The sequence below is a fragment of the Idiomarina sp. PL1-037 genome (assembly GCF_034422975.1).
Taxonomy (GTDB): domain Bacteria; phylum Pseudomonadota; class Gammaproteobacteria; order Enterobacterales; family Alteromonadaceae; genus Idiomarina.
Window position 1 is genome coordinate 1,725,621 of sequence record NZ_CP139873.1, and the last position, 24,220, is coordinate 1,749,840.

Here is a 24,220-nt window from a genome sequence, read left to right on the forward strand (position 1 = left end):
GCCGGGTTTCAATTCACTGTAGCGACTCTTATTTAAGCATTCCGCGCAATACGTAATGTAAGATACCACCACTTTTGTAGTAGCTCATTTCATTGCCGGTATCGATACGGCACTTAACCTCAAACTCAACTTCGCTTCCGTCTTTGCGTTTAGCAACAACTTTCAGCATCTGTCCAGGCTTGAGATTATCATCAAGACCTAAAATCGATATCTGCTCTTCGCCGGTCAGCTTGTGTTCTTTAACACCTTCACCTTCAGCAAATTGTAGCGGCAGAACGCCCATACCCACCAGATTAGAACGGTGAATACGTTCATAGCTCTCAGCCAATACGGCCTTAACCCCTAACAGCGTTGTACCTTTTGCTGCCCAGTCGCGGCTTGAACCGGTCCCGTACTCTTTACCAGCTAATACAACCAACGGCGTGTCATTTTCCATGTACTTCATGGCGGCATCGTAAATGGCCATTTGCTCGCCCGTTGGAATGTACTTGGTGTAACCACCTTCAACATCATCCAGCATCTGGTTTTTAATACGAATATTGGCAAAAGTACCGCGCATCATGACTTCGTGGTTACCACGACGCGAACCATAAGAGTTAAAGTCTTTAATTTCGACGCCATTTTCCTGCAGATACTTACCTGCCGGTGAATCCGGTTTGATAGAGCCTGCCGGTGAAATGTGGTCGGTAGTAATTGAGTCAGCAAATACCGCCAGCACGTTAGCGTCTTTAATGTCGCTCGGTGCTTGCAATGGCTTATCAATACCTTCAAAGAACGGCGGATTTTTAACGTAGGTAGAGTCGTCCTGCCAGTTATAGGTATTGCCTTCAGCAACACTAATTGACTGCCATTCTTCATCACCTTCGAAGACTTCGCCATATTCTTTGCCGAACATCTCGTTATCAACCATTTTCACAGCTTCAGCAATTTCTGAACTGCTAGGCCAGATGTCCTTCAAGAACACATCATTACCGTCTGAATCTTTACCTAAAGGATCTTTACTCAAATCGGTACGTGTTGTACCTGACAGCGCATAGGCAACCACTAGCGGTGGTGACGCCAGCCAGTTAGCCTGGACTTCCGGATGCACTCTGCCTTCAAAGTTCCGGTTGCCTGACAACACAGAAGATACCGTCAAGCCACCTTCATTAATGGCCTGTGTTATTTCATCATCCAGCGGACCGGAATTACCAATACAAGTGGTACATCCGTAGCCCACTAAGTTAAAACCAAGCTTATCTAAGTATTCATCTAAACCGGCTTTTTCGAAGTAGTCAGTAACCACTTTAGAGCCCGGTGCCAGCGAGGATTTAACCCAGGGTTTACGCGTCAGACCTTTCTCTACGGCTTTCTTAGCAACCAAACCAGCCGCCATCATGACACTCGGGTTTGATGTATTCGTACAAGACGTAATAGCCGCAATAACAACATCACCGTGCGATAAGGAATAATCCTTACCTTTCACTTGGACTTCTTTGTCTTTCTCACCCGATTTACCGTTAGTTTCCAGTATCAGGTCGAAATTACTGCCAAGCTGCTCCATATCCACCCGGTCCTGAGGACGTTTCGGACCAGCCAATGAAGCCGTTACAGTACTTAAATCCAGCTCCAGCGTGTCAGTGAACTCCGGTTCATTGTCATTGTCGCGCCACAAACCCTGTGCTTTAGAGTATTTCTCAACCAACTCAATGGTTTCTTCATCACGACCTGACAGACGGAAATAACGCAAGGTTTCGTCATCGACCGGGAAGAAACCACAGGTCGCGCCGTATTCAGGCGACATGTTCGAAATCGTTGCGCGGTCAGCTAAGGGTAAGTTGTCCAGTCCCGGACCGTAAAACTCAACAAATTTACCGACTACGCCTTTTTCGCGCAGCATTTGGGTCACGGTTAAGACTAAGTCTGTCGCGGTTACACCTTCTTTCAGCGCGCCGGTCATACGGAAGCCGACAACTTCTGGTATTAACATGGAAACCGGCTGCCCCAGCATTGCCGCTTCAGCTTCAATACCGCCAACGCCCCAGCCTAATACGCCGATACCGTTGATCATAGTGGTGTGCGAGTCGGTACCAACCAAAGTGTCAGGGTAAGCAAAGGTTTTGCCGTCTTCTTCTTTCGTCCAGACACTCTTACCTAAGTACTCCAGGTTCACCTGGTGACAAATACCGGTACCCGGTGGTACTACGCGGAAGTTTTCAAAGGCACCCTGCCCCCACTTCAGGAACTCGTAACGCTCTTTGTTACGTTCCATCTCGAAGCGGACGTTCTCTTTAAAAGCACCTTCGGTTGCGTATTTGTCTACCATTACCGAGTGGTCAATAACCAGATCGACAGGGGACAATGGGTTAATGACTTCAGGGTCATGCCCGGCCTTCGCCACAGCGTCTCGCATTGCGGCTAAATCGACAATGCCCGGAACACCGGTGAAGTCCTGCATCAGAACCCGCGCAGGACGGTACTGAATCTCGCGGTCAATTTTCTTCTTTTTCGACCAGTCGACCATGGCTTGCAAATCGTCTTTCGTGACGGTTTCGCCATCTTCATTACGCAATAAGTTTTCGAGTAAAACCTTCATTGAAGCAGGAAGTTTAGAAATGTCTCCTAAGGCTTCTTCTGCTTTAGGCAGGCTAAAATAATGAAAGGTTTTCCCTTTAACATCTAACGAACTTAAGGTTTTCAGACTGTCTTTGCCTGACATACGATTCTCTCCCATTCGCTTCCAAAGCGTCATTGTGAACTAAACGGTCTTTTAAATATAGACAAACAGAACCGTTTCAGCCATCAAATATGTGCTTTGATGAAAACATAAATCAAAAGTTTGTTCCAATTAATTGCTGATTAAGTGCGCAGTTAAGCAACTATTTTTATTATAAATTGTGTTTATATTACATAGTCTGTAAAAAGTGTTTAAGATCAATCAGACATCAGTCTTAGCGAATTAAGTAAGGATATATTGGATGAGTCAGGTACTCGATGATTTACTCGACCTGCTAACCCTGGAAAGCATTGAGGACGGTCTTTACCGTGGGCAAAGTCAGGATTTAGGCTTTGGCGCAGTTTTTGGTGGTCAGGTTATTGGACAGGCACTCTCGGCCGCTAAAGAAACATTACCTCAGGAACGAGTGTGCCATTCGTTTCACAGTTACTTTTTACGTCCGGGGGACGCCAAAAAGCCCATTGTTTATGACGTTGAAACCATACGTGACGGTAAAAGCTTTTCAGCACGCAGAGTCAAAGCCATACAATATGGTAAACCCATTTTTTACATGACGGCATCTTTCCAGCAGCAGGAAAATGGCTATGAGCATCAAGACACCATGCCTGAAGTGCCTGGCCCTGAAGGTTTAGTTTCAGATTTGGATATTTATCGCGAACACGAAGAGCTGATACCGGCTCCACTGCGCAAAAAGTTCATTTGCGATAAGCCTATAGAGATGCGCTTTGTTACCCCTTATAACCCATTCAAACCTGAAAAAGACGAACCGCGCCGTTATGTCTGGTTCAGAGCAAACGGAAACATGCCGGACGATCAGCGCGTGCACAAATATTTGCTGGCTTACGCGTCAGACTTCAACTTTTTGCCAACAGCACTGCAGCCTCATGGCGTCAGCTTTGCCCAACCCCATATGCAGGTTGCGACTGTTGATCATGCTATGTGGTTCCATCGCGATTTCCGTATGGATGACTGGCTGCTCTACGCAATAGACAGTCCTTCCGCCAGTGGTCAGCGTGGTTTAGTTCGTGGGCAAATATTTACACGTGACGGTGTATTGGTTGCGTCAACAATTCAGGAAGGTGTAATACGGGACCGCAGTTAAACGCGATCCCGGTATCAGGGCGTGTTAACGTATACTGATTAGGTCAGGGAGACAAAGAAACCGGCAATTGCAGCACTCATCATATTTGCTAAAGTCGCTGCTAATAAAGCACGCATGCCTAAACGAGCAATGTCATGGCGCCGACTTGGCGCCATACCGCCTAACCCGCCAAGCAAAATGGCAATAGATGAAAAGTTCGCAAATCCGCAAAGCACGAAAGTAATAATTACCTGAGAGTTTTCACTTAGCTGATCTTTGTAATTGACAAAATCGAGGAACGCAACGAATTCGTTAATAACCAACTTCTGGCCAATAAAGCTTCCCGCCAGATTCGCTTCATCCCAGCTTACGCCTAGTACGTAGGCAACCGGCTGAAATACATAACCAAAAATTTGTTGTAAGGTGAGTTCAGAATACCCAAACCAACCACCGACCCAGCCAAAAACGCCATTAATTAAAGCGATCAAAGCAACAAAGGCTAATAGCATAGCGCCAACATTCATTGCTAACTGCAGGCCACTAGAAGCCCCTTGAGCTGCTGCGTCAATGACATTTGCAGAGTTATCTTCTACTTCAATTTCGTTGAGATCGTTACGTGGCTTTTCTGATTCAGGAATCATCATTTTAGCCATTAAGAATCCACCGGGCGCAGCCATAAAGCTAGCCGCAATAAGATACTTCAGCTCGATTCCGACTTCGGCTAACCCCGCAAGCACAGAGCCAGATACTGAGGCCATACCGCCCACCATAACCGCAAACAGCTCAGAGCGCGTCATCGTGCCGATAAATGGCCTGACCATCATAGGCGCCTCGGTTTGCCCCACGAAAATATTGGCAGCTGCTGACATCGATTCCGGGCGACTCGTACCCAACAGCTTTTGCAACCCCCCGCCTAAAATGCGAATAATCCATTTCATAATGCCTAAATAGTACAAAACGGAAATAAGAGAAGAGAAGAAAACAATGACCGACAAAACATGAATGGCAAAAACAAGACCAAACTCTTCTGATGCCAATCCACCAAATAAAAAGTTGATGCCTGCCTGAGTGTACCCAATGACCTCGGAAATCCCGGCCGCAAAACTCAGTAGCAGCTCTTTCCCTATAGTGGTATAGAGTACAATACATGCTAACCCTACTTGAATACCGAATGCTCCGAGAACCGTTCGCCAGCGAATGGCTTTACGATCCGTTGACGCTAAATAGGCAACGAGAAAGATGACGGCAACGCCGAGAATACTATTCATAAAAGAACCAATTTTATTCCGCCAGCAACTGACGTATTTTTGTTTTTATAATATCAATGGCGATTTCGTTTTGACCACCGCGAGTGACAACGAGATCGGCAAACTGCTTAGACGGGAATATAAAGTCAAAGAATGCGGGACGAACATACTGCTCATATTGCTCAGTAACCGACTGCAACGTACGTCCACGCTCTTCAATATCGCGCTTAATACGGCGCAGCAGACATATATCCAAAGGCGTGTCCATAAATACCGAGATATCAAACTGCTCACGTAACTTTTCATCAGTTAACAGCAAAATACCTTCAACCATTACGACTTTCGCCGGAGCAACCCGTATCGATTCTTCCAGGCGGGTATGTGTAGTATGGCTGTACTGCGGCATATCAACCGCTTCACCGGCTTTTAACTGCCGCAAATGTTGCATCAGCAAATCGTGTTCGAAAGCAGCAGGCTGATCATAGTTAGTTAGCACCCGTTGCTCCATGGTCATATGACTCTGGTCACGGTAATAAGCGTCTTCGGCCAGAATAGCAATGCCGTCAGTTCCTAATTCAGCCACTAACTCCTGATACACCGTGGAGGCAAACAGGCTTTTTCCCGACGCTGACGCGCCAGCTATCGCTATCACTGTTATTTTACTCACAAGCTTCCGTTTCTATTTGCTGAAAACCGGCGCAATTATCCTTGATTGTCTGTGTAATTAAAAGACTTGACTGATACCTTTATTGTCATAACTTTCACCGATAATCTTTCATCTGTTTAATTTCGTTACAATTTAGCCTGAACTTCAACATGCATGTCAGTCCGCCCTCTCGTATAGTAAGTCTGCTAATAGTAAAAAATAATCCAGGAACCACTATGAAAATGATGAAAACTATCACCGCTGTTGCGGTTGCGACAGCCCTTCTAGGTGGCTGCCAGTCAACCCAGTCGGCTAGTAACCAAGAGGCTGTCAGTCAGTCACAATTTCCAGAAGTAAAGGTCAACTACGAGACATTTACCTTGGATAACGGCTTAACTGTCGTTGTTCACGAAGATCGCAAAGCCCCTATTGTTTCGGTAAACGTTTGGTACGCCGTTGGCTCTAAAGACGAAAAAACCGGGCAAACCGGCTTTGCTCACTTATTTGAGCACTTAATGTTCAATGGCACTGAAAACTACGATGACGAATACTTCGGTCCTTTTGAGCGTGCAGGCGCTACAGAAATGAACGGCACGACTAACAATGATCGTACTAATTACTTTGAGAACGTCCCTACGCCAGCACTTGATATGGCACTTTGGATGGAATCTGACCGTATGGGTCACCTGTTAGGAGCTGTAACTCAGGACAAGCTCGACGAACAGCGCGGCGTTGTACAAAATGAAAAACGTCAGGGTGAAGCTCAGCCTTATGGTAAGGCCTGGAGTTATATCGCCGAACAAACCTTCCCAGAAGGACATCCCTACTCATGGTCCGTTATCGGCTCCATGGAAGACTTAAACGCCGCTTCTCTTGACGACGTACACCAATGGTTTGAGGACTACTACGGCGCAGCCAACGCAGTCTTGGTTTTGGCCGGCGATATAGATGTTGAAACCGCGAAAGAAAAAGTCACCAAATACTTTGCCGATATTGAACCTGGCAAGCCTCTTCAGAAGCAGGAAGCCTGGGTTGCCAAACGCGACGAACAAAAACGTTCAACTATGGAAGATCGCGTTCCGGCTCCACGAATTTATAAGGTTTGGAATACCGCACAGATGGGAACTTCCGACTCTGAGTACCTCAACCTTCTGGCCGATATTTTGGCTAACGGTAAAAACTCACGACTTTATGAGCGCCTAGTTTATAACGAACAAATTGCCAGCTCAGTGGGCGCATTCCAGTACGGTCGTAAACTGGCCGGTCAATTTATGATCACTGCCGACGCCAAGCCCGGTGTTGAACTTGAACAGATTGAAAAAATTATCGATGAAGAACTTGCACGCCTGATACAAGAAGGCCCGACAGCAGCAGAATTACAACGCACTAAATTCAGCACCACGGCAGATTTTGTTCGTCGCGCTGAAAAAGTTGGTGGTTTCGGTGGCAAGTCCGACATACTCGCATCTGGCGCGGTCTATCATAATGACCCAGGCTTTTACGAAAAAGAAATGAAGTGGACCAAACAAGCTTCAACCAACGATCTACAAAACGCCGCAGAGCAGTGGTTAAGTCATGGTGACTTCGTTCTTAACGTTGTGCCACAGCCTGAATATGCTACTCAGGAAACCAATGCCGATCGCTCACAATTACCTAACGTTGGCGACTTGCCACAGCTGGAATTGCCTGAAGTTAAAACCTTTACTTTATCCAATGGCTTAGAAGTTTACCTGGCACAGCGTAGCGATACTCCAACCATTGAAATGAGCATGGTGTTTGACAGCGGTTATGCCTCAGATGCTGGCGGTAAACTCGGCACTGCAAGTTACACCATGTCGATGTTAAAAGAAGGTACAAGAAACTTAAGCGCGCTAGAGTTGAATGAACGTTTAGAGTCTTTAGGTACCAACTTAAATGCGTCGGCCAGCCTGGATAGTTCACGCATTAGCATGGACACACTCAGCGTTAACTTCGCTGAAAGTCTGGCGTTAATGAATGACGTTCTGCAAAATCCAGCCTTCTCTGAAGAAGAAATTGAGCGCAAGCGTTCAAACTGGATAGAAGGCATTCGCAAAGAAGAAGCACGCCCTCAAACTCAGGCTCTACGTGTTCTTCCTGGTTTGATGTTCGGTGACGGGCACGCTTATAGTCAGCCGTTAACAGGTTCAGGTACCGTTGAGTCTATCAAGTCTTTAACTCGTGAAGACTTGGTCGAGCATGCGCAAACCTGGTTACGTCCCGACAACGCCAAATTGGTTATCGTCGGTGATACAACCGTTGAGCAAGCTCAGTCACTATTAGAAGAGCAGTTCTCTAGTTGGCAGGCTCCGGCTTCTGATAAGCCAGAGAAGTCACTTGATGCTTCAATGGCCTCTGAAACCAACCGTGTTTTCCTTATCGATAAACCAGGGAATCCACAGTCTTTAATTATAGCCGGACAGCTGGCACCATCTGGTCAAGTTGATAACGCCGACACCATCGATGTTATGAATACTATTCTTGGTGGTAGCTTTACCAGCCGTCTGAACATGAACTTACGTGAAGATAAAGGCTGGTCTTACGGTGCTCGTTCAATTTGGCTGGATAACGAAGGTCCGGGCTTGTTAATGGCTTTGGCACCAGTGCAAACTGACAAAACCAAAGAGTCGGTTGAGGAAATCATAAAAGAGTTTACTCAATACGAAGGCAACAAGCCTGCTACAGAAGACGAACTCGCCAAAGTGATGGCTAATAAAACCGCTAAATTACCTGGTGCGTATGAAACTAAAGGTAGCCTGCTTAGCGGTTTGGTCAGTACCTTCAATAAAGGCAAAGACGTTGAATACCTGGAAGCTTATGGACAGCGCATCAACGCTATTACCCTTGACGATATCCAGGAAAGTGCCGATAAGGTTCTAAAACCTGACGCTATGACCTGGGTTATTGTTGGCGACTTAGCTGAGATTGAAGATAAGATCCGTGAACTTAACCTTGGGGAAGTAACTATCCTAAGTGAAGACGACATTAAATAATAATGTCTGCCCCCGGCCGAGAAGGCTGGGGGCTTTTTTTATGGACCAAATAATTGCTCTGCGCGACTGTGCAGGATCCAACTGGTAAGAATGTATTTGTCGTTAGAAACTGGCGTTCTTCCCCTGTGAGTATGAGTAAAATACGCTGGTGCTATCACCATTTGACCCGCTTTAGGCTTTAGCGAACGCTCCTGATAATAAAAGTCCGTTTCTCCGCCATCATCCACATCATTCAGGTAATACATAAACAATAGAGCTCTGTGCAGTGGTTCAGTAGAGCCTTTTTGTGGATAAGCTTCGCAATGCCAGTAATTGTAATTACCTTTGCCTTTTCGATAACGCTGCATTTGTATTGCACCAACCCGAAACAGCTTTTGCATAATTGCCATTTCGTTGCCTTTTGCGACTTCATCAAAGTTATCATTAGTCAAAGCAACTGGTTGTTTCGTTTTAGGGTGCTGGAGTGTCAGTGCGACAGGCCCAATTAAAGCAAACCGGTATTTCTTAAAGTACTCCAGAGCCTGGCGTGCTGTTGTCTGCTGGATTTTTAGCAACAATTCCTGATATTCAGGATGAGCATTGAGCGATAAATCGGTACTGACCTTTTTCGTGGTATCCACCCCGCTACCCGTGCGGCCATCGAACGTGTGTGGAGACTGTTCAAAAACATCAATGAGTTGCTGGCATAGTTCGTTCGATAGCGCATTATCATAAGTTTCAATGAAATCATTCATAACAGTGACTTTATGGCCTTATGTCTTTTAAAAATCAACGGAGAGGTTAATTTAATACGCGATTTAATTCTGGGGATGGTTTACCAATATAGTATCCCTGCAGATACTCAATTTGCTGATCGCAAAGATAAGCATTCACCTCTTCGTTCTCAACAAATTCAGCCACGATAGGAATATGTAATTCCTTACAAATACTGATTAAGCCATTCAGAATACTGGCGCTTGTCGGGTCATGTAATACGTTTTGCACTATGCTGCCATCAATCTTCAAATAATCCGGACGAAGACTTATCAGCCGCGAGAAGTTTGAATAACCGACACCAAAATCATCTATCGCGATTTGCCCGCCTAAACGTCTGACATCTCGGGCAAAAGCCTGAACCTTGGTAAAATCTTCTGTGGATTCGGTTTCCGTAATTTCGAAAATAAGCTGCGCTTTTTTATGTTCTAAGAGCACATAATGAATAAAACTGACCGTCTCTTCATTCAAAATATCTTCAATGGAGACATTCACGGATATTGCGACTTGGTATCTCTCTGATGTTAGCACCGCCTGTTCAATCACAGATCGGGTAATTTCACAGTAATAACGCGTTGTTTTTGCCTCGTCTAAAAAAAGCCCCGGCGCTAAATCCTTATTTTCGTCCCTTAACCGGACTAACGCTTCGTAGTAGCTGGACTGACTTTTGTTCGTACTTTGGATAGGCTGGTAATAATTGACAAAACGATGATCAACTAGCGCTGACTGAATTTTTGGAAGCCAGTTCACTTTATTCTCGTCCAGCAACTCACGTTCATAAACCACTTCTACCTTGTAGCCGGAATAAATGGCTTTTGCTTTAGATAAAGCACTTTCCGCAAGCTGTAACTGTTTTTTACGCCCCACTCCCATGCCTATTGCAACATCCAAAGTGACATCACCATTTTCTACTTTTAGCTTGTGTAATGACAAAGCCTTGTAAAAGCCAAGTAATTGCCTCTCGAATAAACTGGGGATCATTCTGAAATCTGGAATTAGCGCAAATTTATCGCCATGCAAACGGTAAATATTGATGTGTTTAGTTTTCAAAAATGCCGAAGCCCAGTCACTAAATTCACGCAGTAACGCATCACCAAATTCTAAACCGCAGAAGTCGGCGTAACTTCGAAACTTACGGATATCCAGTACAGCCAGGCATTGAGCCCCTACCTGTTTAAGGTCGTTGAGCAAGTCTATTCGGGTAGGAAGAGCAGTTACCTGATCAAAGCGGGCTTCCTGTAATAGTTCATCCAGATGAATCTCTCGTGAGATATCCTGAAACAACAATATTTGCTCAGCTAAAAGGCCATCCGTTTCGTATAAAGGAATTGCAATACAGCGACACCAGCGCCTGCGATTGGTACTTGTCAGGCAAAGTCGTCCATTCCAGACTTCACCATTAGCGGCAGCTTCGTTTATCTCACCAGTTACATCGTTGCGGCTATCAATGTGGAGAAACTCAGAAAATGCGGTTGTGCGCTTTAGGTAGTGAACCCCTAACAATTTATGCAGAGATTCACTCATCCAGCGAATATTACCGTCCGGCGACAAGCGTGCACATATTGCAGCAGACTCTAACGTATTTATATACTGCTTTAATAAAAATGGATTACGCATCAATGCCCGCTCAGTCAACGTCAACAAATTAAATGTTACTTTTTTGTAATGTACCGAATCTATTCCGATAATGACAGCCTGTTACAACAGATATTTACATCAAAACCTGTAGGTTACGCCTATGTTTAATGCATTAATTGTGTATTCGTCTTTATCAATCAACTTTATCCAGTCAATAAAGTAAGTTGTTCTGGGGTTATGATCGTACTGAACCCCGCCGCCGTAGCTGATACTATTGAGCGTTGTATCTTCACCCCCTACCGTAAACTTCCCGCGCGAAAAGCCACCGGTAAGATACAAAGCGACATCAGGAGACAAATATAAACGAGGTTTAGCCAAAATACTGGCCGTGTAATCGGTTTCAAATTTGATGCCGTTATCACTGCTGCTGTGTACGCCGAAACCGTAGCGTGCTTCTGCAGAAAGGCTGTTGCTGTACCGGTAGCCTAACATCAGGTTAATCACATGAGGGGTAAATGACGGAGCGCCCTCAAGCTCGGTATCAACATTCAGCTGAGCTAGAGATGCAGCGCCGTAATAGCCGCTGTCCTGCGCCTGGGCAAACACACTGAAAAATAAAAGCGTACTACCACATAAAACAGCGTTCAAAAACTTCATGCGACTTCCTTATTAATCTGATAATCCTGAGTGAAGGTAGTTTAGCAGACTCTGTTACAGGTGATATACCCCTTGGTAATCAGCAACATCGACATTGTAAGTGGTGTTCTGCATTAAATAGTCACGGAAGGTTTCCAGTGCATCTAACTCGCCATGTACCAATTGAATTGGAGTACTTGGTTTTAAACTGGATTGTTCTAGCCAGCCAGCAATTTCTTGATAATCTGCATGTCCTGACAATCCTTCTAAAGAACGGACCCGAGCTTTTACCGGTAACCATTGGCCATGCAGCTTTATCGACTCCACCCCCTGCAGCATTTTAGCACCACGAGTCCCTCCGGCCTGGTGTCCGCTGAATAAAACCGTCGCACGATGATCACTCAACCAGCGTTTAAAGTGGTGCAGAATTCTTCCGCCTGTCGCCATACCGCTGCCTGCAATAATAATGTGAGGCCCCGACTGAGACGCAATAGCTTTTGATTCATCGACAGAACGTGTGTACTCGACTCTTGAAAAGGTTCGGGAACAATCTGAGTCCGTCAGTTTGTGAATACTATGGAAACGCTGGTAAAGCCCTGAAACGTTAATAGCCATAGGAGAATCTAAATAGATAGGTTGCTTAGGTGCCCGCCCCTCATCCATCAATTTAACTAACAGATATTGCAGCAGTTGTGCTCTGCCGACTGAAAAGCTCGGAATTAACAAGACACCGCCGGACTGAGCCGTCTCATTGACCACTTCTGCCAGCTGTTCTTCCGCATTTTCGGTTTTAGCATGAAGCCGATTGCCATAAGTTGACTCAAGCAGTAGCAAGTCCAAATCCGGCAGCGGTTCGGGTGGATACATCATAATATCCTGCGGACGCCCGATATCACCGGAAAAGCCAACACGCTTACCTTCGGCTTCAATAACAACGCTTGAAGCCCCCAGAATATGACCGACTGGCTGCAAAGTCACTTTAATATCGCCAATCTCAAATTGCTGATGAAACTCAACGCCCTGAAGCAGCCGTATGGCTGACTTTGCCATTGCTTCATCATACAAAGGTTCTGGTTTTTCATGGCGGCTTAGCTTATGTTTGCCAAGGTATTTCGCATCTTCTTCCTGAATTCTTCCGCTATCTGCCCACAGGATATCGCACAAACCAGATGTTGCATGATGTGCGAAAACAGGCCCCCGGAACCCTTCTTTATAGAGCACCGGAACAAACCCCGAATGATCAAGATGAGCATGAGTCAATACGACACCGTCGACCTGATTAATACCCATTGGCAAAGGCTGCCAATTACGCCGCCGCAACCACTTATAGCCTTGAAAAAGACCGCAGTCTATTAGAATTCGGGTTGATTCTGTTTCAACTAAATATTTGGAACCGGTAACCGTTTCCGCACCACCTAAAAATACGATTCTCATTGCGTGTCCTTATTTAAACCGACAACAAAGTATCTCACTTCACTGTCGTAGAAAAATAGACGAAAGACAACTATTCGTGCATTGACGATCATGAATAATCTTGCTTCACTCAATTGAGACAAGGAGCAAGAACATGACTCAGAAATACCCCCGAGCCGATCAGTTTATGGCCAGCACCCACCAGGTTGAGAATCAGCCACCGGCGCTGGAAAACTATAATCTTTACCTGGCTGATAAAGCATTACGAAAAGCCGTTGAGCGCGAAGGTGCCAGCTGGGCTTATTCCGATCTTATTGCCTTTGGCGAACTGGCTGGTAAGGCTGACAGTATCGAACAGGGGTTTCAGGCAAACAATCACCAGCCTGAACTGAGAACCCATGACCGTTACGGACACCGTATCGATCTCATCGATTTTCACCCAAGCTATCACCAGCTTATGTCGACAGCCATTGAGCATGGCCTACATGCAAGCCCTTGGAGCGAACCTAAATTAGGGGCTCATGTTGCACGTGCGGCAAAATACTATCTACACACTCAGGTAGAAGCCTCTCATGGCTGCCCTATTACCATGACCTTTGCCTCTATACCCGCACTAAGGCACCAACCCGATTTGTTCAAAGAGTGGGGACCCAAAATTACCGCCAGACATTACGACCCCAGGAACATTCCTCATACCGAAAAAAATGCTGTGACCATTGGTATGGCAATGACCGAAAAACAAGGGGGCTCTGATGTCCGGCTGAATAGCACCCGCGCTTACCCAATAGACAAAGAAGGTTCAGGACAGGCTTACGAATTGGTCGGTCACAAATGGTTTGTGTCAGCACCAATGTGCGATGCTTTTCTGGTGCTTGCTCAAACAACCAGCGGGTTATCCTGCTTTCTGGTGCCGCGCTGGCGGCCAGAAGGCTCAAAGAATCCAATTCAGATTCAACAGCTGAAAAAAAAAATGGGGAACGCGGCCAATGCCTCCAGCGAAACTGAGTTAAGAGGTGCGCTGGCCTGGATGGTAGGTCAAGAAGGCAAAGGCGTTCGTACTATTATAGAAATGGTGGCAACTACCCGCTATGACTGCATGATTGGTTCCTCCTCCGGCATGCGACAAGCCGTGGTTCAGGCCATTCACCACGCCAGCCACCGCGAAGCTTTTGGCACTAAATTAAGTGAACAGCCGCTAATGCAAAATTTGCTGGCGGACTTAGCCATTGAAAGCGAAGCCGCCATGACTTACATGATGCGCATAGCGCGAGCGATGGATAACCAGGACGACGAGCATGAAAAGCTGTTATCCCGTATTGCCACGCCTATAGGCAAATACTGGATTTGTAAACGCACACCGAATCATGCTTATGAGGCTATGGAAGTGATTGGCGGTAGTGGCGTTATGGAAAACCACATTATGCCGAGACTGTTCAGAGAGTCGCCGGTCAACGCCATATGGGAAGGCAGCGGTAATATTCAATGTCTGGATGTTCTCAGAGCAATAGAAAAACAACCAGAAGTTCTCGATGTTTATTTTGCCGAACTACAGCGGGCACAAGGTGCAGATAAACGACTCGATCAGTTTATTATGCGGTTGAAAAGTGAGTTTACGGACAGGAATATGCTCCAGTACCGTGCACGCTCTATAACGGATAATATGGCCGTTGGGTTACAAGCCGCTTTATTAGTTCAACATGCCAGCACCGACGTTGCCGATGCGTTTTGTGCCAGCCGTTTAGCAGCCAATACCGGACTTAACTACGGCACATTACCCACAGGGCTTAATTGTGCTGCAATTGTCGAAACGGCCTCACCAGCAGACGCACAATAAACTCGCAAGCTACACCTAAACTTCTTTAGAGCAGACCTTAGGCGACAATAAAAGTGAATTAGTCTTCATTACATTAACTAGTCAGCACTACCGCGTTTTTACCTTCGCTCTTTGCCTGATACATGGCTTTGTCTGCCCGGGCCATAATGCCTTCAATGGTGTAATGCTCTGAAGGTTTATCGCATTGACAAAGGCCGATAGACAGCGTGACAGGTAACTCGGCATGCCCTATTCCACTCACTAACTGGCAACGTAAACGGTGCATCATGAGTCTGGCGTCTTCAGCGGAAATCATAGGGTGAATGGTAGCGAACTCGTCACCACCAATACGAGCAACATAATCGGTATGCCGACTGTGTAAACGAGTTAACTCGGCAATTTTTTGCAATACGATGTCACCAAAGTGATGCCCATGTTCATCGTTTATTTCTTTAAAGTCGTCCAAATCGATAAAACTCACAGCAAAGGGCGTACCATGAGTTTCCAACTGATTTATCTCATCTTGTAATTGCGCAGTAAACGCTCGCCGGTTCATTATTCCGGTTAAGTGATCGGTAAGAGCCTGACGCTTTTCAAACTCCAGTTCGAGACGAATTTTATCTTCTGCTTTTTTTTGCAGAGTGTAATCCCGCACTACGGCGATACCATACAACTGGCTCTCGATATCCAGTTGATTCAGCATGATATCGACATAAAAAGTTGAACCATCCCGGCGAATTGCGGGGAAAATCAAACCATTCCCCATAGAGCGCCTGCCCGGGTACTTAAAAAACGTTTTTAAGTGCTGGTCATGCTTTTCACGCATCCCTTCAGGTAACAGTTCATTAAGATGCAGTTCAAGCATAGATGACGAGGAATAGCGAAACATTGTCGCGGCAGCCTGGTTAACACCAACTATGAGCCCTTGAGAGCTAATAACTATTGCGCCGTCCGGTATGACTTCAAGGAACTCAATAAAGGTTTGTTTTACTTTCACTGTTATGTGGCTCCACTGTTCTGCCGCATTAAACTTTGCAATAACACCCTTTTGCAACGGTATTAACCCATTTAGGAGCCGCTGATTCACCCGAAACGGAAGGTATCAGCTCTTCTACAAAGCTACTATCAGTAGTACAAAAAGCACCATCGGCGTATGGACCAATGTAAATCAGCTTTGATGATTTATTGAACATGATAATCGCTGGAGTTGCCGGAACGAAGTCCTTTAAGGTTGGATATTGATCGATATCAATAAGGCGGTTTTCTCCTTCATATTCCGCAACCTTTCTTTTTACGCTGGCCATATGTCCGGATGAGCGCCAGTTACAAGAGCAATCCTCAGAAGTTACGTGAAAAACGCTGCTAATAAGGGGGTAACCCAGACGCGTGAGCTCAGCCAATAGCTGCGGTTCCAGCTTTTCGCTATTGCTAAGCTCCAGTAACTCACCTTTTTCATCAAACCAGACCAGCCGCTGCTCAAGTAAATAACTGATCCCCAGAAGCACCAGCCCAAACCAGGCCACAACAACGGCAATAAGCCAACGGGAACGAGCCTTACCTGATTTCATGACTGACAATGAAGCGCCCTACTTCCAAGTCTAATTCCGCTGAAGCCGCTTTTAACGAATCGGAGTTTTCCTGGCCGCTAAGCAACAATTGAGTTTCTGCTTGTGACAATTCTCGCATTGTTTGCGCAGACTTCGAAATATCTTCACTTGCGCTTCGTTGTTGTTCAGTTGCAGAGGCAATCGCAATAACCTGTTGAGAAACCTCTTTTATACGCTCGGCAACTTCTCTCATCGATTCTCCCGACTCATCAGAATATCGCACCGCATCATCAATTTGCTTAACACAAGCTTCCATTGAATTTACTGCCTCGGCAACCTCGGCTATTATGCTTTGACTTATGAGACTAATCTCCTCTGCGTTTTTTGCCGTTGTCGCTGCCAACGACCTGACTTCGTCGGCAACCACGGCAAACCCACGGCCTTCTTCCCCAGCTCTGGCAGCTTCAATTGCGGCATTAAGCGCCAGTAAGTTCGTCTGCTTAGCAATATTATTTATCGCCTCAACAACATCTGAAATTTGATGACACTGGCTGTCCAAAGTGCTCAACTTTTTATTGGTTTCCAAAACATTAGATTTTAATGAGCCAATAGCGTCGGCTGCTGTCCTAGCTACGCTGTCAGCATGCTCGGAACCGCCTATAGACTCTTCGGCTGACGTTTTCACCTCCGCTGTCTGTGAGGCTATATGGCTTATCGTTACGGTCATTTGTTCAATGGCACTCGCAATACGATCCACTTCACGGGATGTATGCTTTCGACTACCAACTAACTCTGTCGTTTGATGAGAAAGTTTACCTGTAACGCCCTGAACTTCTTCCGCCAGACTCCGGGTACTTCTGATATTTTTTCGAAATTGCTGGATAAGCTTTCGAAAAGCCACAATTTCATTCGTTTCACCCTGAATTTCTACAGATAAATCTAACGTGTCAGACTCTTTAACAATATTATCAATACTGTCACGCAAAACCTGAGCGCTGTTAGCTTCAGAGTCACTCTGTTTAGCGATCACACAAAGCACGGCGCCTTCGGCTATGGCAAATCCCGCATGGATAGCTAAAATACCGAGAGTGACGTAGCCTTCAGCAAAAATATAAACGTCTGCACCGCTAGATTGCAGAATAAAGAAGAGGATATGATGCACTGCAACTACAGCAACGCTGGTGACCACAATAGTCCAATCGCGATAATAAATTAGAAAAGCCATCACCACAAAAATTTCAAAATGCATTTCGACCAAACCCATAGTCTGATCGATATGAACCGCAGTTATTAGCTGAACTGCCGCGGCAATAACATGATGCGTTAACTTTCTTTGACCGGCTATACGAATTAAGAATAAAGGCAAAGCAACAATAAGTAACGAAAGCAATACGGGTAAAAACCAGTCATTGGTATAGGAGGCAATCAAGAGCGTAATTAAGAACTGAACAATCAGGACGCCGATGAAAACTCGGTTGGCCGAGTTAACCCAGGGACGGTAAAACATGTAATTTCCTCTAAAAAAGCTGAATGAGGGCTAAAAGCGGCAGGAATAATGCGCTCACTTTTTCAGCAAATCAAGAAAAACTTCCACTATTACGCTTTTTTCTAAATAAAGGTTTAGTCTCGTTTGTGATATAATGCAGAAAAGCCGCACATTAGCGCGGCATCTACTATCATAATTCCCGGAGCTTCATGTCCACAGAACAAAACTCACCCTCATTCCAGTCACTCGGATTGAGCGACGATATTTTACGAGCCGTTAGTGAATGCGGTTACACCACCCCAACACCAATTCAACAGCAAGCCATTCCGACCGTTATGGCCGGCCACGACTTATTAGCCGCAGCACAAACGGGAACCGGTAAAACGGCGGGTTTTACGCTCCCTTTGCTGCACAGGTTGTCGCAAACGAAGGCTGACGGAAAGCCTGTTATTAAGGCCTTGATCCTCACGCCAACCAGAGAGCTGGCGGCACAGGTTGAAGACAATTTGAATACCTACGCAAAATATACCGGTCTTAAGTCCCTGGTGATTTTTGGTGGCGTGGGTATTAATCCACAAATTGATGCCTTGCGTCGTGGTGTCGATATTCTTGTTGCGACACCCGGCCGTTTGCTGGATCACAGCCGTCAGGGAACCGTTGATTTAAGTAAAATTGATGTACTGATTCTGGACGAAGCTGACCGCATGCTGGATATGGGCTTTATTCATGACATTAAAAAAGTCATGAAGCTCATTCCTGAAAAGCGCCAGACGCTGTTGTTTTCTGCAACCTTCTCAAGCGAGATAAAAGCATTAGCGCAACAATTTATGCAACAGCCAAAATTGGTTGAAGTTGCGCGTCAGAATGCAGCAGCAGATACTATACAACAGCGGGTTTACCCGGTTGATAAAAAACGTAAAAGAGAGTTAATAAGCTATTTAATCGGCAGCCGTAACTGGCGACAGGTATTGATTTTCACCCGTACAAAACACGGTGCCAACAGGTTGGCTACACAGTTAAGTGATGATGGTTTACCAGCTATGGCCATTCACGGAAATAAAAGCCAGGGCGCAAGAACGAAGGCTTTATCACAATTTAAAGCCGGTAAGTTGCGGGTTCTGGTAGCAACGGATATCGCTGCACGTGGCATTGATATTGATGAATTACCGCACGTTATCAACTTTGAACTGCCTCAGGTTGCTGAAGACTACGTACACCGTATTGGCCGTACCGGCCGTGCAGGAAGTGAAGGTGAAGCGGCGTCTTTAGTCTGTGTTGATGAGCATAAATTGCTGCGCGATATAGAAAAACTGACTAAAAATGAGATACCGAAGGAAGTTATTCCGGGTTTTGAACCAGACCCCAACATAAAGCCGGAGCCGATTCAGAAGCCTCGTACGGGGCGTCCTCAAAACTCTCGTCGTGCGCCTCGCCAGAAGCGCCCGGACACACGACGTTAATTATACCGCTGACCAGCAGGACCGGACTTTACTTTAAGAAGTCCAGTCCTCCGGTTACCGCAGCAACCTGAGCGTGAATACACTGTTCTGGCGTTGCTTTCGGGCTGTCGGGGTACACTTCTGTAGTCGTCGCGTACTCTGCTTTGCTAAAGCTAATGCACAATCCCATTTCCGCTGTTGGCAATAAAATAACGCCACGCTGAGCAATATCCTCGCCTATCAGCTTATTTTCGTCGTCGGCATCGGCAATATGAGTGACCTCTTCCACCGAATCTAGCACTGCCTTCTGAAAGTCAGGATAAGGCTTTTCAGAATTTCCAACCAAATAGAACCCATCCGGAATATTCCAGTTCGTATTCACTTGTCCATCCATCGCCGCCTTGGCCGGACGAAACTCGCTGTTATCGGTATCCGTTGTTTCGTGTAAATCTATGTGAGCCAGAATATCTACGCCTAAGCCAGCAACATAATTCATAATGTGCGCGCACTCCCCGGCTGGTGAATCAGCGACAAAAGAGCGGTTAGGATCAATGGCCGCCGGATTCCAGCGGTTAATGGTTTCATAGCCCCAGGGGCTCAAACATGGCGCCACCACCACATTGAAGTGTGGCTGGTAACCTTTCGCTTTGGTTTCAATAAACCGTAGCGCACCATGGACACCACTGGTTTCATAACCATGTACTCCGCCGGTAATTAAAACCGTTGGCTTCGAATCATCCCAGTTTTTTGTTTTGACCACGAATAAAGGATAAGTAGCGCTGTCGTACGCAAGTTCACCGTATTGGTCTACATCGAAATCGCTTTTAAAGGTTTCAATCTTACTAACTACATCATCGAAGTAAGAGCGTTTTTTGGTTTGCTCGGCCAGCCACTGAGCCTTTTCTGTCGCTCCCCAGGGCGTGCCCGGTGTTCCAATATGGTAAATCGTTTGTTGCGTCATACTCTAATCCTATTCTCTTTAAACAATGAGGCTATATTAGCAAAGTCTTTACCGGCACCAAATGAAATACCGATAACTAAGCCGCTTTTGTCGATTCTTTATCCGTAGGCTTAGCCGCTTCTGCTTTTTCTGCCGAGGTTTTTTCGGTCTTAGGTTTTTTGGGCTTTTTAGCCCCTAATGCAATGAGTACATTCTCACGCTCTTTCGCTAAAAACAGAGCCATATCCTCAAGCTGCTGCTCATCAGTGAACAGTTCGCTACTTTTAATTAATGGATTCAGGGCTTCCGCCATATCCAGAATTTTATCGTGCGCATCGGCTTCGGCTTTTGAAGTGAAGGTCATTTTCTCGGCTCCGTCGCGAATAACTACATATTGGGTTACTACAGCCATGGTGTGGTCCTTTGCTGATGTGTAAATATACTGTTTATTTGTACAGTAAAGTGAGATAGATTGCAATAGTTGTAGCATTCGCTAAACTGCGCACTCCGAACAGGCTTTCGTTACAACTGGAAGTAAATCCGCCCTATGCAGTTCTCAAAAATACAAGTTCTACTGGCCATTTTTGCAATGGCAATTGGAAGCTTTGCCATTGGCATTGGTGAGTTTGTCATTATGGGACTGCTGCCAGACGTCGCCGCAGACTTTAATACCGACACTCGGGAAACAGGTCACTTAATCAGTCTTTATGCGCTCGGTGTCGTTATCGGAGCTCCGCTTATTACCATTTTGTTTGCCAGGCTACCGCGTAAACCTATGTTACTGGCACTGATACTGGTATTTTCTCTGGGCAACTTCGCCAGTGCTTCAGCTGAAAGTTACACATTACTTCAGGTATTACGGTTTTTAACTGGCCTGCCTCACGGTGCTTACTTCGGGATTGCCTGTCTGGTTGCGGCCGATATGGTACGTAAAAATCAACGCGGTATGGCAGTAACTATGGTAATGATGGGGCTAACCGTGGCTATCCTGGTCGGAAATCCGTTAGCTACCTGGTTAGGTCAACTTATCGACTGGCGCACCGTATACCACACGGTAGCTGCTTTAGGGTTACTGGCTTTTGTTATGATTTTCATTGTGGTCCCCAAGCATCCGAATGAAAAGAAAACTTCAGCCCGTGGCGAAATGCAGGCATTACAAAACCCTCAGGTCTGGCTGACATTGGCCATAGGAGCCATTGGTTTCGGCGGAATGTTTGCGGTATTAAGCTACATAGCTCCAACACTAATAAATGCCACCGGATTAGATTCTCACTGGATACCCGTTGCTTTATTTATCTACGGACTGGGTTCGTTGGCCGGTAGTTTGGTCGGCGGCTGGGCCGCCGACAGAAACTTGAAATTAACCATTGGCGGTTCCCTGTTCTGGTCGGCAATTGTACTGGCCATTTTTCCCTTAACACTTCAAAGTCTCTGGACCGTGATGCCTATGGTGTTATTACTCGGTAGCTCTGCCGCGCTAGTTCCGGCTCTGCAGGTACGTTTAATGGATGTTGCAGGAGAAGCCCAGACTTTAGCTGCATCGTTAAACCATTCCGCTTTTAATGCGGCAAATGCTTTAGGTGCCTGGCTGGGGGGGCTTGCTATTATTTCACCGCTTGGCTGGCAAGGAACCGGTTGGGTTGGGTGCGCGCTGTCGCTGGCCGGCCTGCTATTATTTTGGATCACTAAAAAACACAGCCGCAGAACACCCAACATTGTTAGTCTTTAGGCTTACCTTCTGCATCTAACTCATTAAGCTCCTCATCCGGTTTCGCGTAAGACAAACGCGCAGCCCGCTGAGTGCTATGATACCCATCAAGCCCCGAAATAGTCATTGCTCCAAGCGATTCTATATCGATAAAACCATCGTTTTTCACCGCCTCTTCTTTCACTTCAACCCAGCGAACTTCCCCAACAATTAGCGCCGTGTCATTATGTTGTATCGGAATAATTTCAACCTGCTGCATACCAATTCTGAGCGAACTCTCTGCTACATAAGGAGCATGAAAACCATCGACAAATTCGGGCGTCAAACCACAGGCTTCGAACTCTGAAGTTTCTCTGGGGTACCGCGCCGAGGTCTGATGCGCTTGACGAAAAAAACTTTCGTTAACTTGGTTAATAGTATAAACACCACTCTCTTCAATGTTTTCCCAGGTATGCCGGGTAACCGACTGCGGACGCATAACAAAACCCAACAGAGGCGGGTTACTACCCAGGTGAACAACAGAACTTATCATGGCTAAATTATTTTGCTGATGCCGGTCTCGGGTGCCAATAACATTGGCACTTTTAAACCCCGATAAACAATTTACAAAACGCGCACGGTCGCGGTCATTCATTTTTGCTAAATCTTGCTGTTTGTAGGTTTTCATTAAAGCTCCAGTTTATTTTTGTCGGCTACCTATACGTTTTATTTTGCATATACGATCGTTTACAAATAACTTATTGCGAACTATTATCATTTGCGTTAGCTTGTTTAATCAAAGCCAGAATAAAGGATGCATAATGACGAACGCCTATCAAGAGTACTTTAACTCTCAGGAAAAGCTAAAAATAGCGAGTTCACTGCTCAACCAAAAAGATTATTGCGCTGCAACGACATTCCTTAGCCAGGCACGCGAATCCGCAAAACAGGCCTTCAATGAACCTGTACTGTCGGGTAATGCCATTCAAAGCTTCACAACCTGTTCTATTTTGTTAATTGCGACCCATATTCGCCGCCAGCAAAAGCTACAGGCATATGAGTTTCAACAAGAGAGTGGTGAGCAACTGACGTCATGGCTTAGTCAGGCTGCAACTCAGCCACTGCAAGAGCTTTGTCGGTACTGCTATCAACTCTTAATTACTGGTTGTCAGCATTCTCGCTGCCTGGGGCACTGTATGCAACAATTAGAGGAATCCGGTTATGCGCATGAACAAACCTGAACGCTTGCAACTCTCAATGAGTAAAGAGCAGCTTAAAAAGCTGCTGCTTGAGCAAAAGTTAGTAGCCAGTGACATTCGTTGTAGTGATTACTGCAGTCAGTGCGAGCTTAAACAGTTAATACTTGAATGTGCCAGAATAAACTGTTCTGGCTCTTTGCAGAACTTCGACGGTTAGAAGTCTTTTTTTCGAAGCGCTTTTTTCTGTCCCTGCTGCTTTTTAGTGGTTAATCGTCTTTCTTTAGCCGAGCGGCTGGGTTTCGTCGGAATACGTTTTTTCTGAATCTGCGATACGCTGCGAATTAAATCAATCAGTTGCTCAAGCGCCAATTCTCGATTACGTGCCTGACTGCGAGTTTCCTGAGACTTTATAATCACTTTCCCGCTTTGAGTAATGCGATGATCAGATTTTTTCAGTAATCGATATTTATAAAAGTCGGGAAGCGAAGAGGCCTGGATATCAAAAATAAGTTGAGCCGCAGTTGCTACTTTATTGACGTTCTGCCCACCCGCTCCACTGGAACGGATAAATTGCCATTCAATTTCGCTATCTGCTAACTCGACTCGTTGGGAAATCTGAATCATCTTTCTCTTTATAACCGACAGAATTAAACAATGTTACCCACATCACTCAGCAGGCTGGATAAAGTTATCTATACCTTCTTCTTTCAGGGCATCGAGGGCTTCAGCAAGCGCATCATCTTCGTTCTCAAACGCGTCTTCCCAAAGTGTTGAATTATTATTCTCATCAACAATTTCCAGAATCCAGCCACTGTCTTCGGTACGATAAATATCGATTTCTACATTTTTACCGTCATTACTGTACTGTTGGGTATGTTTGCTTTGAGTTACTTGCTGTTCTTCATTCATAATAAAGTCTCTGTATACGTCCGTATGGTGGTAACAGTCTAACACTGTTCGGCTCATCCTGAGGGATTTTTATAGAGCTTTCAGCACATCCCGCAGAGTCATACGAATGTTAAAAATTA

22 protein-coding genes are annotated in these 24,220 nt (G+C 45.7%); 7 read left to right on the plus strand and 15 right to left on the minus strand.

The window, feature by feature from the left end:
- Positions 1 to 28: 28 nt before the first annotated feature.
- Positions 29 to 2,698 (minus strand): aconitate hydratase AcnA, encoded by a 2,670-nt coding sequence (gene acnA, locus U0358_RS08070; RefSeq protein ID WP_317497199.1) that lies wholly within the window; start codon positions 2,696 to 2,698, stop codon positions 29 to 31.
- Positions 2,699 to 2,957: 259 nt separating this feature from the next.
- Here acnA and tesB point away from each other — a divergent pair, with 259 nt between their 5' ends.
- A complete protein-coding gene (gene tesB, locus U0358_RS08075) occupies positions 2,958 to 3,818 on the plus strand; it encodes an acyl-CoA thioesterase II (RefSeq protein WP_322405927.1) in 861 nt (286 codons plus the stop codon).
- 38 nt (positions 3,819 to 3,856) lie between these two features.
- Here tesB and U0358_RS08080 read toward each other — a convergent pair whose 3' ends face one another.
- Both U0358_RS08080 and udk read right to left on the minus strand, forming a co-directional pair.
- Positions 3,857 to 5,077, minus strand: coding sequence for a NupC/NupG family nucleoside CNT transporter (locus tag U0358_RS08080; RefSeq protein WP_404398994.1), 1,221 nt, complete (start codon positions 5,075 to 5,077; stop codon positions 3,857 to 3,859).
- Position 5,078: 1 nt separating this feature from the next.
- Positions 5,079 to 5,711: a uridine kinase gene (udk, locus tag U0358_RS08085; RefSeq protein ID WP_286822964.1), complete on the minus strand. Its 633-nt coding sequence runs from the start codon at positions 5,709 to 5,711 to the stop codon at positions 5,079 to 5,081.
- 215 nt (positions 5,712 to 5,926) lie between these two features.
- Between udk and U0358_RS08090 the strand changes: the two genes are divergently transcribed.
- Entirely contained in the window at positions 5,927 to 8,701 is a 2,775-nt protein-coding gene (locus U0358_RS08090; protein ID WP_322405928.1) for a M16 family metallopeptidase, read from the plus strand.
- 38 nt (positions 8,702 to 8,739) lie between these two features.
- On the opposite strand, the gene U0358_RS08095 is transcribed toward U0358_RS08090, so the two are convergent.
- The 4 genes from U0358_RS08095 to U0358_RS08110 all read right to left on the minus strand — a co-directional run bounded on the left by U0358_RS08095 (position 8,740) and on the right by U0358_RS08110 (position 13,102).
- Positions 8,740 to 9,435 carry a 2OG-Fe(II) oxygenase gene (locus U0358_RS08095; protein ID WP_322405929.1) on the minus strand — a complete coding sequence of 232 codons (696 nt, stop codon included), beginning with the start codon at positions 9,433 to 9,435 and terminating at the stop codon, positions 8,740 to 8,742.
- A 46-nt stretch (positions 9,436 to 9,481) separates the two neighbouring features.
- A complete protein-coding gene (locus U0358_RS08100) occupies positions 9,482 to 11,071 on the minus strand; it encodes an EAL domain-containing protein (protein ID WP_322405930.1) in 1,590 nt (529 codons plus the stop codon).
- A gap of 99 nt (positions 11,072 to 11,170) precedes the next feature.
- Positions 11,171 to 11,689: a porin family protein gene (locus tag U0358_RS08105; RefSeq protein ID WP_317497146.1), complete on the minus strand. Its 519-nt coding sequence runs from the start codon at positions 11,687 to 11,689 to the stop codon at positions 11,171 to 11,173.
- A gap of 54 nt (positions 11,690 to 11,743) precedes the next feature.
- The gene (locus U0358_RS08110) at positions 11,744 to 13,102 is read right to left on the minus strand and encodes an MBL fold metallo-hydrolase RNA specificity domain-containing protein (RefSeq protein ID WP_322405931.1); all 1,359 of its coding nucleotides are present in this window, start codon (positions 13,100 to 13,102) and stop codon (positions 11,744 to 11,746) included.
- A gap of 133 nt (positions 13,103 to 13,235) precedes the next feature.
- Between U0358_RS08110 and U0358_RS08115 the strand changes: the two genes are divergently transcribed.
- A complete protein-coding gene (locus U0358_RS08115) occupies positions 13,236 to 14,915 on the plus strand; it encodes an isovaleryl-CoA dehydrogenase (RefSeq protein WP_322405932.1) in 1,680 nt (559 codons plus the stop codon).
- Positions 14,916 to 14,988: 73 nt separating this feature from the next.
- Here U0358_RS08115 and U0358_RS08120 read toward each other — a convergent pair whose 3' ends face one another.
- Genes U0358_RS08120 through U0358_RS08130 form a run of 3 tightly spaced genes read right to left on the minus strand, consistent with a single transcriptional unit; the run spans position 14,989 to position 17,948 of the window.
- Positions 14,989 to 15,891 (minus strand): sensor domain-containing diguanylate cyclase, encoded by a 903-nt coding sequence (locus tag U0358_RS08120; RefSeq protein WP_322405933.1) that lies wholly within the window; start codon positions 15,889 to 15,891, stop codon positions 14,989 to 14,991.
- Between the two features lie 28 nt (positions 15,892 to 15,919).
- The gene (locus U0358_RS08125) at positions 15,920 to 16,462 is read right to left on the minus strand and encodes a DUF6436 domain-containing protein (RefSeq protein ID WP_322405934.1); all 543 of its coding nucleotides are present in this window, start codon (positions 16,460 to 16,462) and stop codon (positions 15,920 to 15,922) included.
- Positions 16,449 to 17,948: a methyl-accepting chemotaxis protein gene (locus U0358_RS08130; protein WP_322405935.1), complete on the minus strand. Its 1,500-nt coding sequence runs from the start codon at positions 17,946 to 17,948 to the stop codon at positions 16,449 to 16,451. Before U0358_RS08130 ends, U0358_RS08125 begins: the two co-directional genes overlap by 14 nt.
- Positions 17,949 to 18,136: 188 nt before the next feature.
- Between U0358_RS08130 and U0358_RS08135 the strand changes: the two genes are divergently transcribed.
- Positions 18,137 to 19,387 carry a DEAD/DEAH box helicase gene (locus tag U0358_RS08135; RefSeq protein WP_322405936.1) on the plus strand — a complete coding sequence of 417 codons (1,251 nt, stop codon included), beginning with the start codon at positions 18,137 to 18,139 and terminating at the stop codon, positions 19,385 to 19,387.
- Between the two features lie 28 nt (positions 19,388 to 19,415).
- Here U0358_RS08135 and U0358_RS08140 read toward each other — a convergent pair whose 3' ends face one another.
- On the minus strand, positions 19,416 to 20,327 hold the full coding sequence (locus tag U0358_RS08140; RefSeq protein WP_322405937.1) for a M14 family metallopeptidase: 912 nt from the start codon (positions 20,325 to 20,327) through the stop codon (positions 19,416 to 19,418).
- A gap of 76 nt (positions 20,328 to 20,403) precedes the next feature.
- Positions 20,404 to 20,718, minus strand: coding sequence for a YebG family protein (locus tag U0358_RS08145; protein ID WP_322405938.1), 315 nt, complete (start codon positions 20,716 to 20,718; stop codon positions 20,404 to 20,406).
- Positions 20,719 to 20,853: 135 nt separating this feature from the next.
- On the opposite strand from U0358_RS08145, the gene U0358_RS08150 reads away from it, so the two are divergent.
- Entirely contained in the window at positions 20,854 to 22,035 is a 1,182-nt protein-coding gene (locus U0358_RS08150) for an MFS transporter (RefSeq protein WP_317497155.1), read from the plus strand.
- Here U0358_RS08150 and U0358_RS08155 read toward each other — a convergent pair.
- The gene (locus U0358_RS08155) at positions 22,025 to 22,681 is read right to left on the minus strand and encodes a flavin reductase family protein (protein WP_317497156.1); all 657 of its coding nucleotides are present in this window, start codon (positions 22,679 to 22,681) and stop codon (positions 22,025 to 22,027) included. The genes U0358_RS08150 and U0358_RS08155 overlap by 11 nt on opposite strands.
- A 133-nt stretch (positions 22,682 to 22,814) precedes the next feature.
- Between U0358_RS08155 and U0358_RS08160 the strand changes: the two genes are divergently transcribed.
- Positions 22,815 to 23,234, plus strand: coding sequence for a hypothetical protein (locus U0358_RS08160; RefSeq protein WP_322405939.1), 420 nt, complete (start codon positions 22,815 to 22,817; stop codon positions 23,232 to 23,234).
- Positions 23,215 to 23,409 (plus strand): hypothetical protein, encoded by a 195-nt coding sequence (locus U0358_RS08165; protein ID WP_011234794.1) that lies wholly within the window; start codon positions 23,215 to 23,217, stop codon positions 23,407 to 23,409. Before U0358_RS08160 ends, U0358_RS08165 begins: the two co-directional genes overlap by 20 nt.
- Here the strand turns inward: U0358_RS08165 and arfB are convergent.
- On the minus strand, positions 23,406 to 23,816 hold the full coding sequence (arfB, locus tag U0358_RS08170; protein ID WP_317497158.1) for an alternative ribosome rescue aminoacyl-tRNA hydrolase ArfB: 411 nt from the start codon (positions 23,814 to 23,816) through the stop codon (positions 23,406 to 23,408). The two genes, U0358_RS08165 and arfB, sit on opposite strands and share 4 nt — an antisense overlap.
- Before the next feature lie 42 nt (positions 23,817 to 23,858).
- Positions 23,859 to 24,158: a baseplate wedge protein 53 gene (locus tag U0358_RS08175; RefSeq protein ID WP_317497159.1), complete on the minus strand. Its 300-nt coding sequence runs from the start codon at positions 24,156 to 24,158 to the stop codon at positions 23,859 to 23,861.
- Positions 24,159 to 24,220 lie beyond the last annotated feature (62 nt).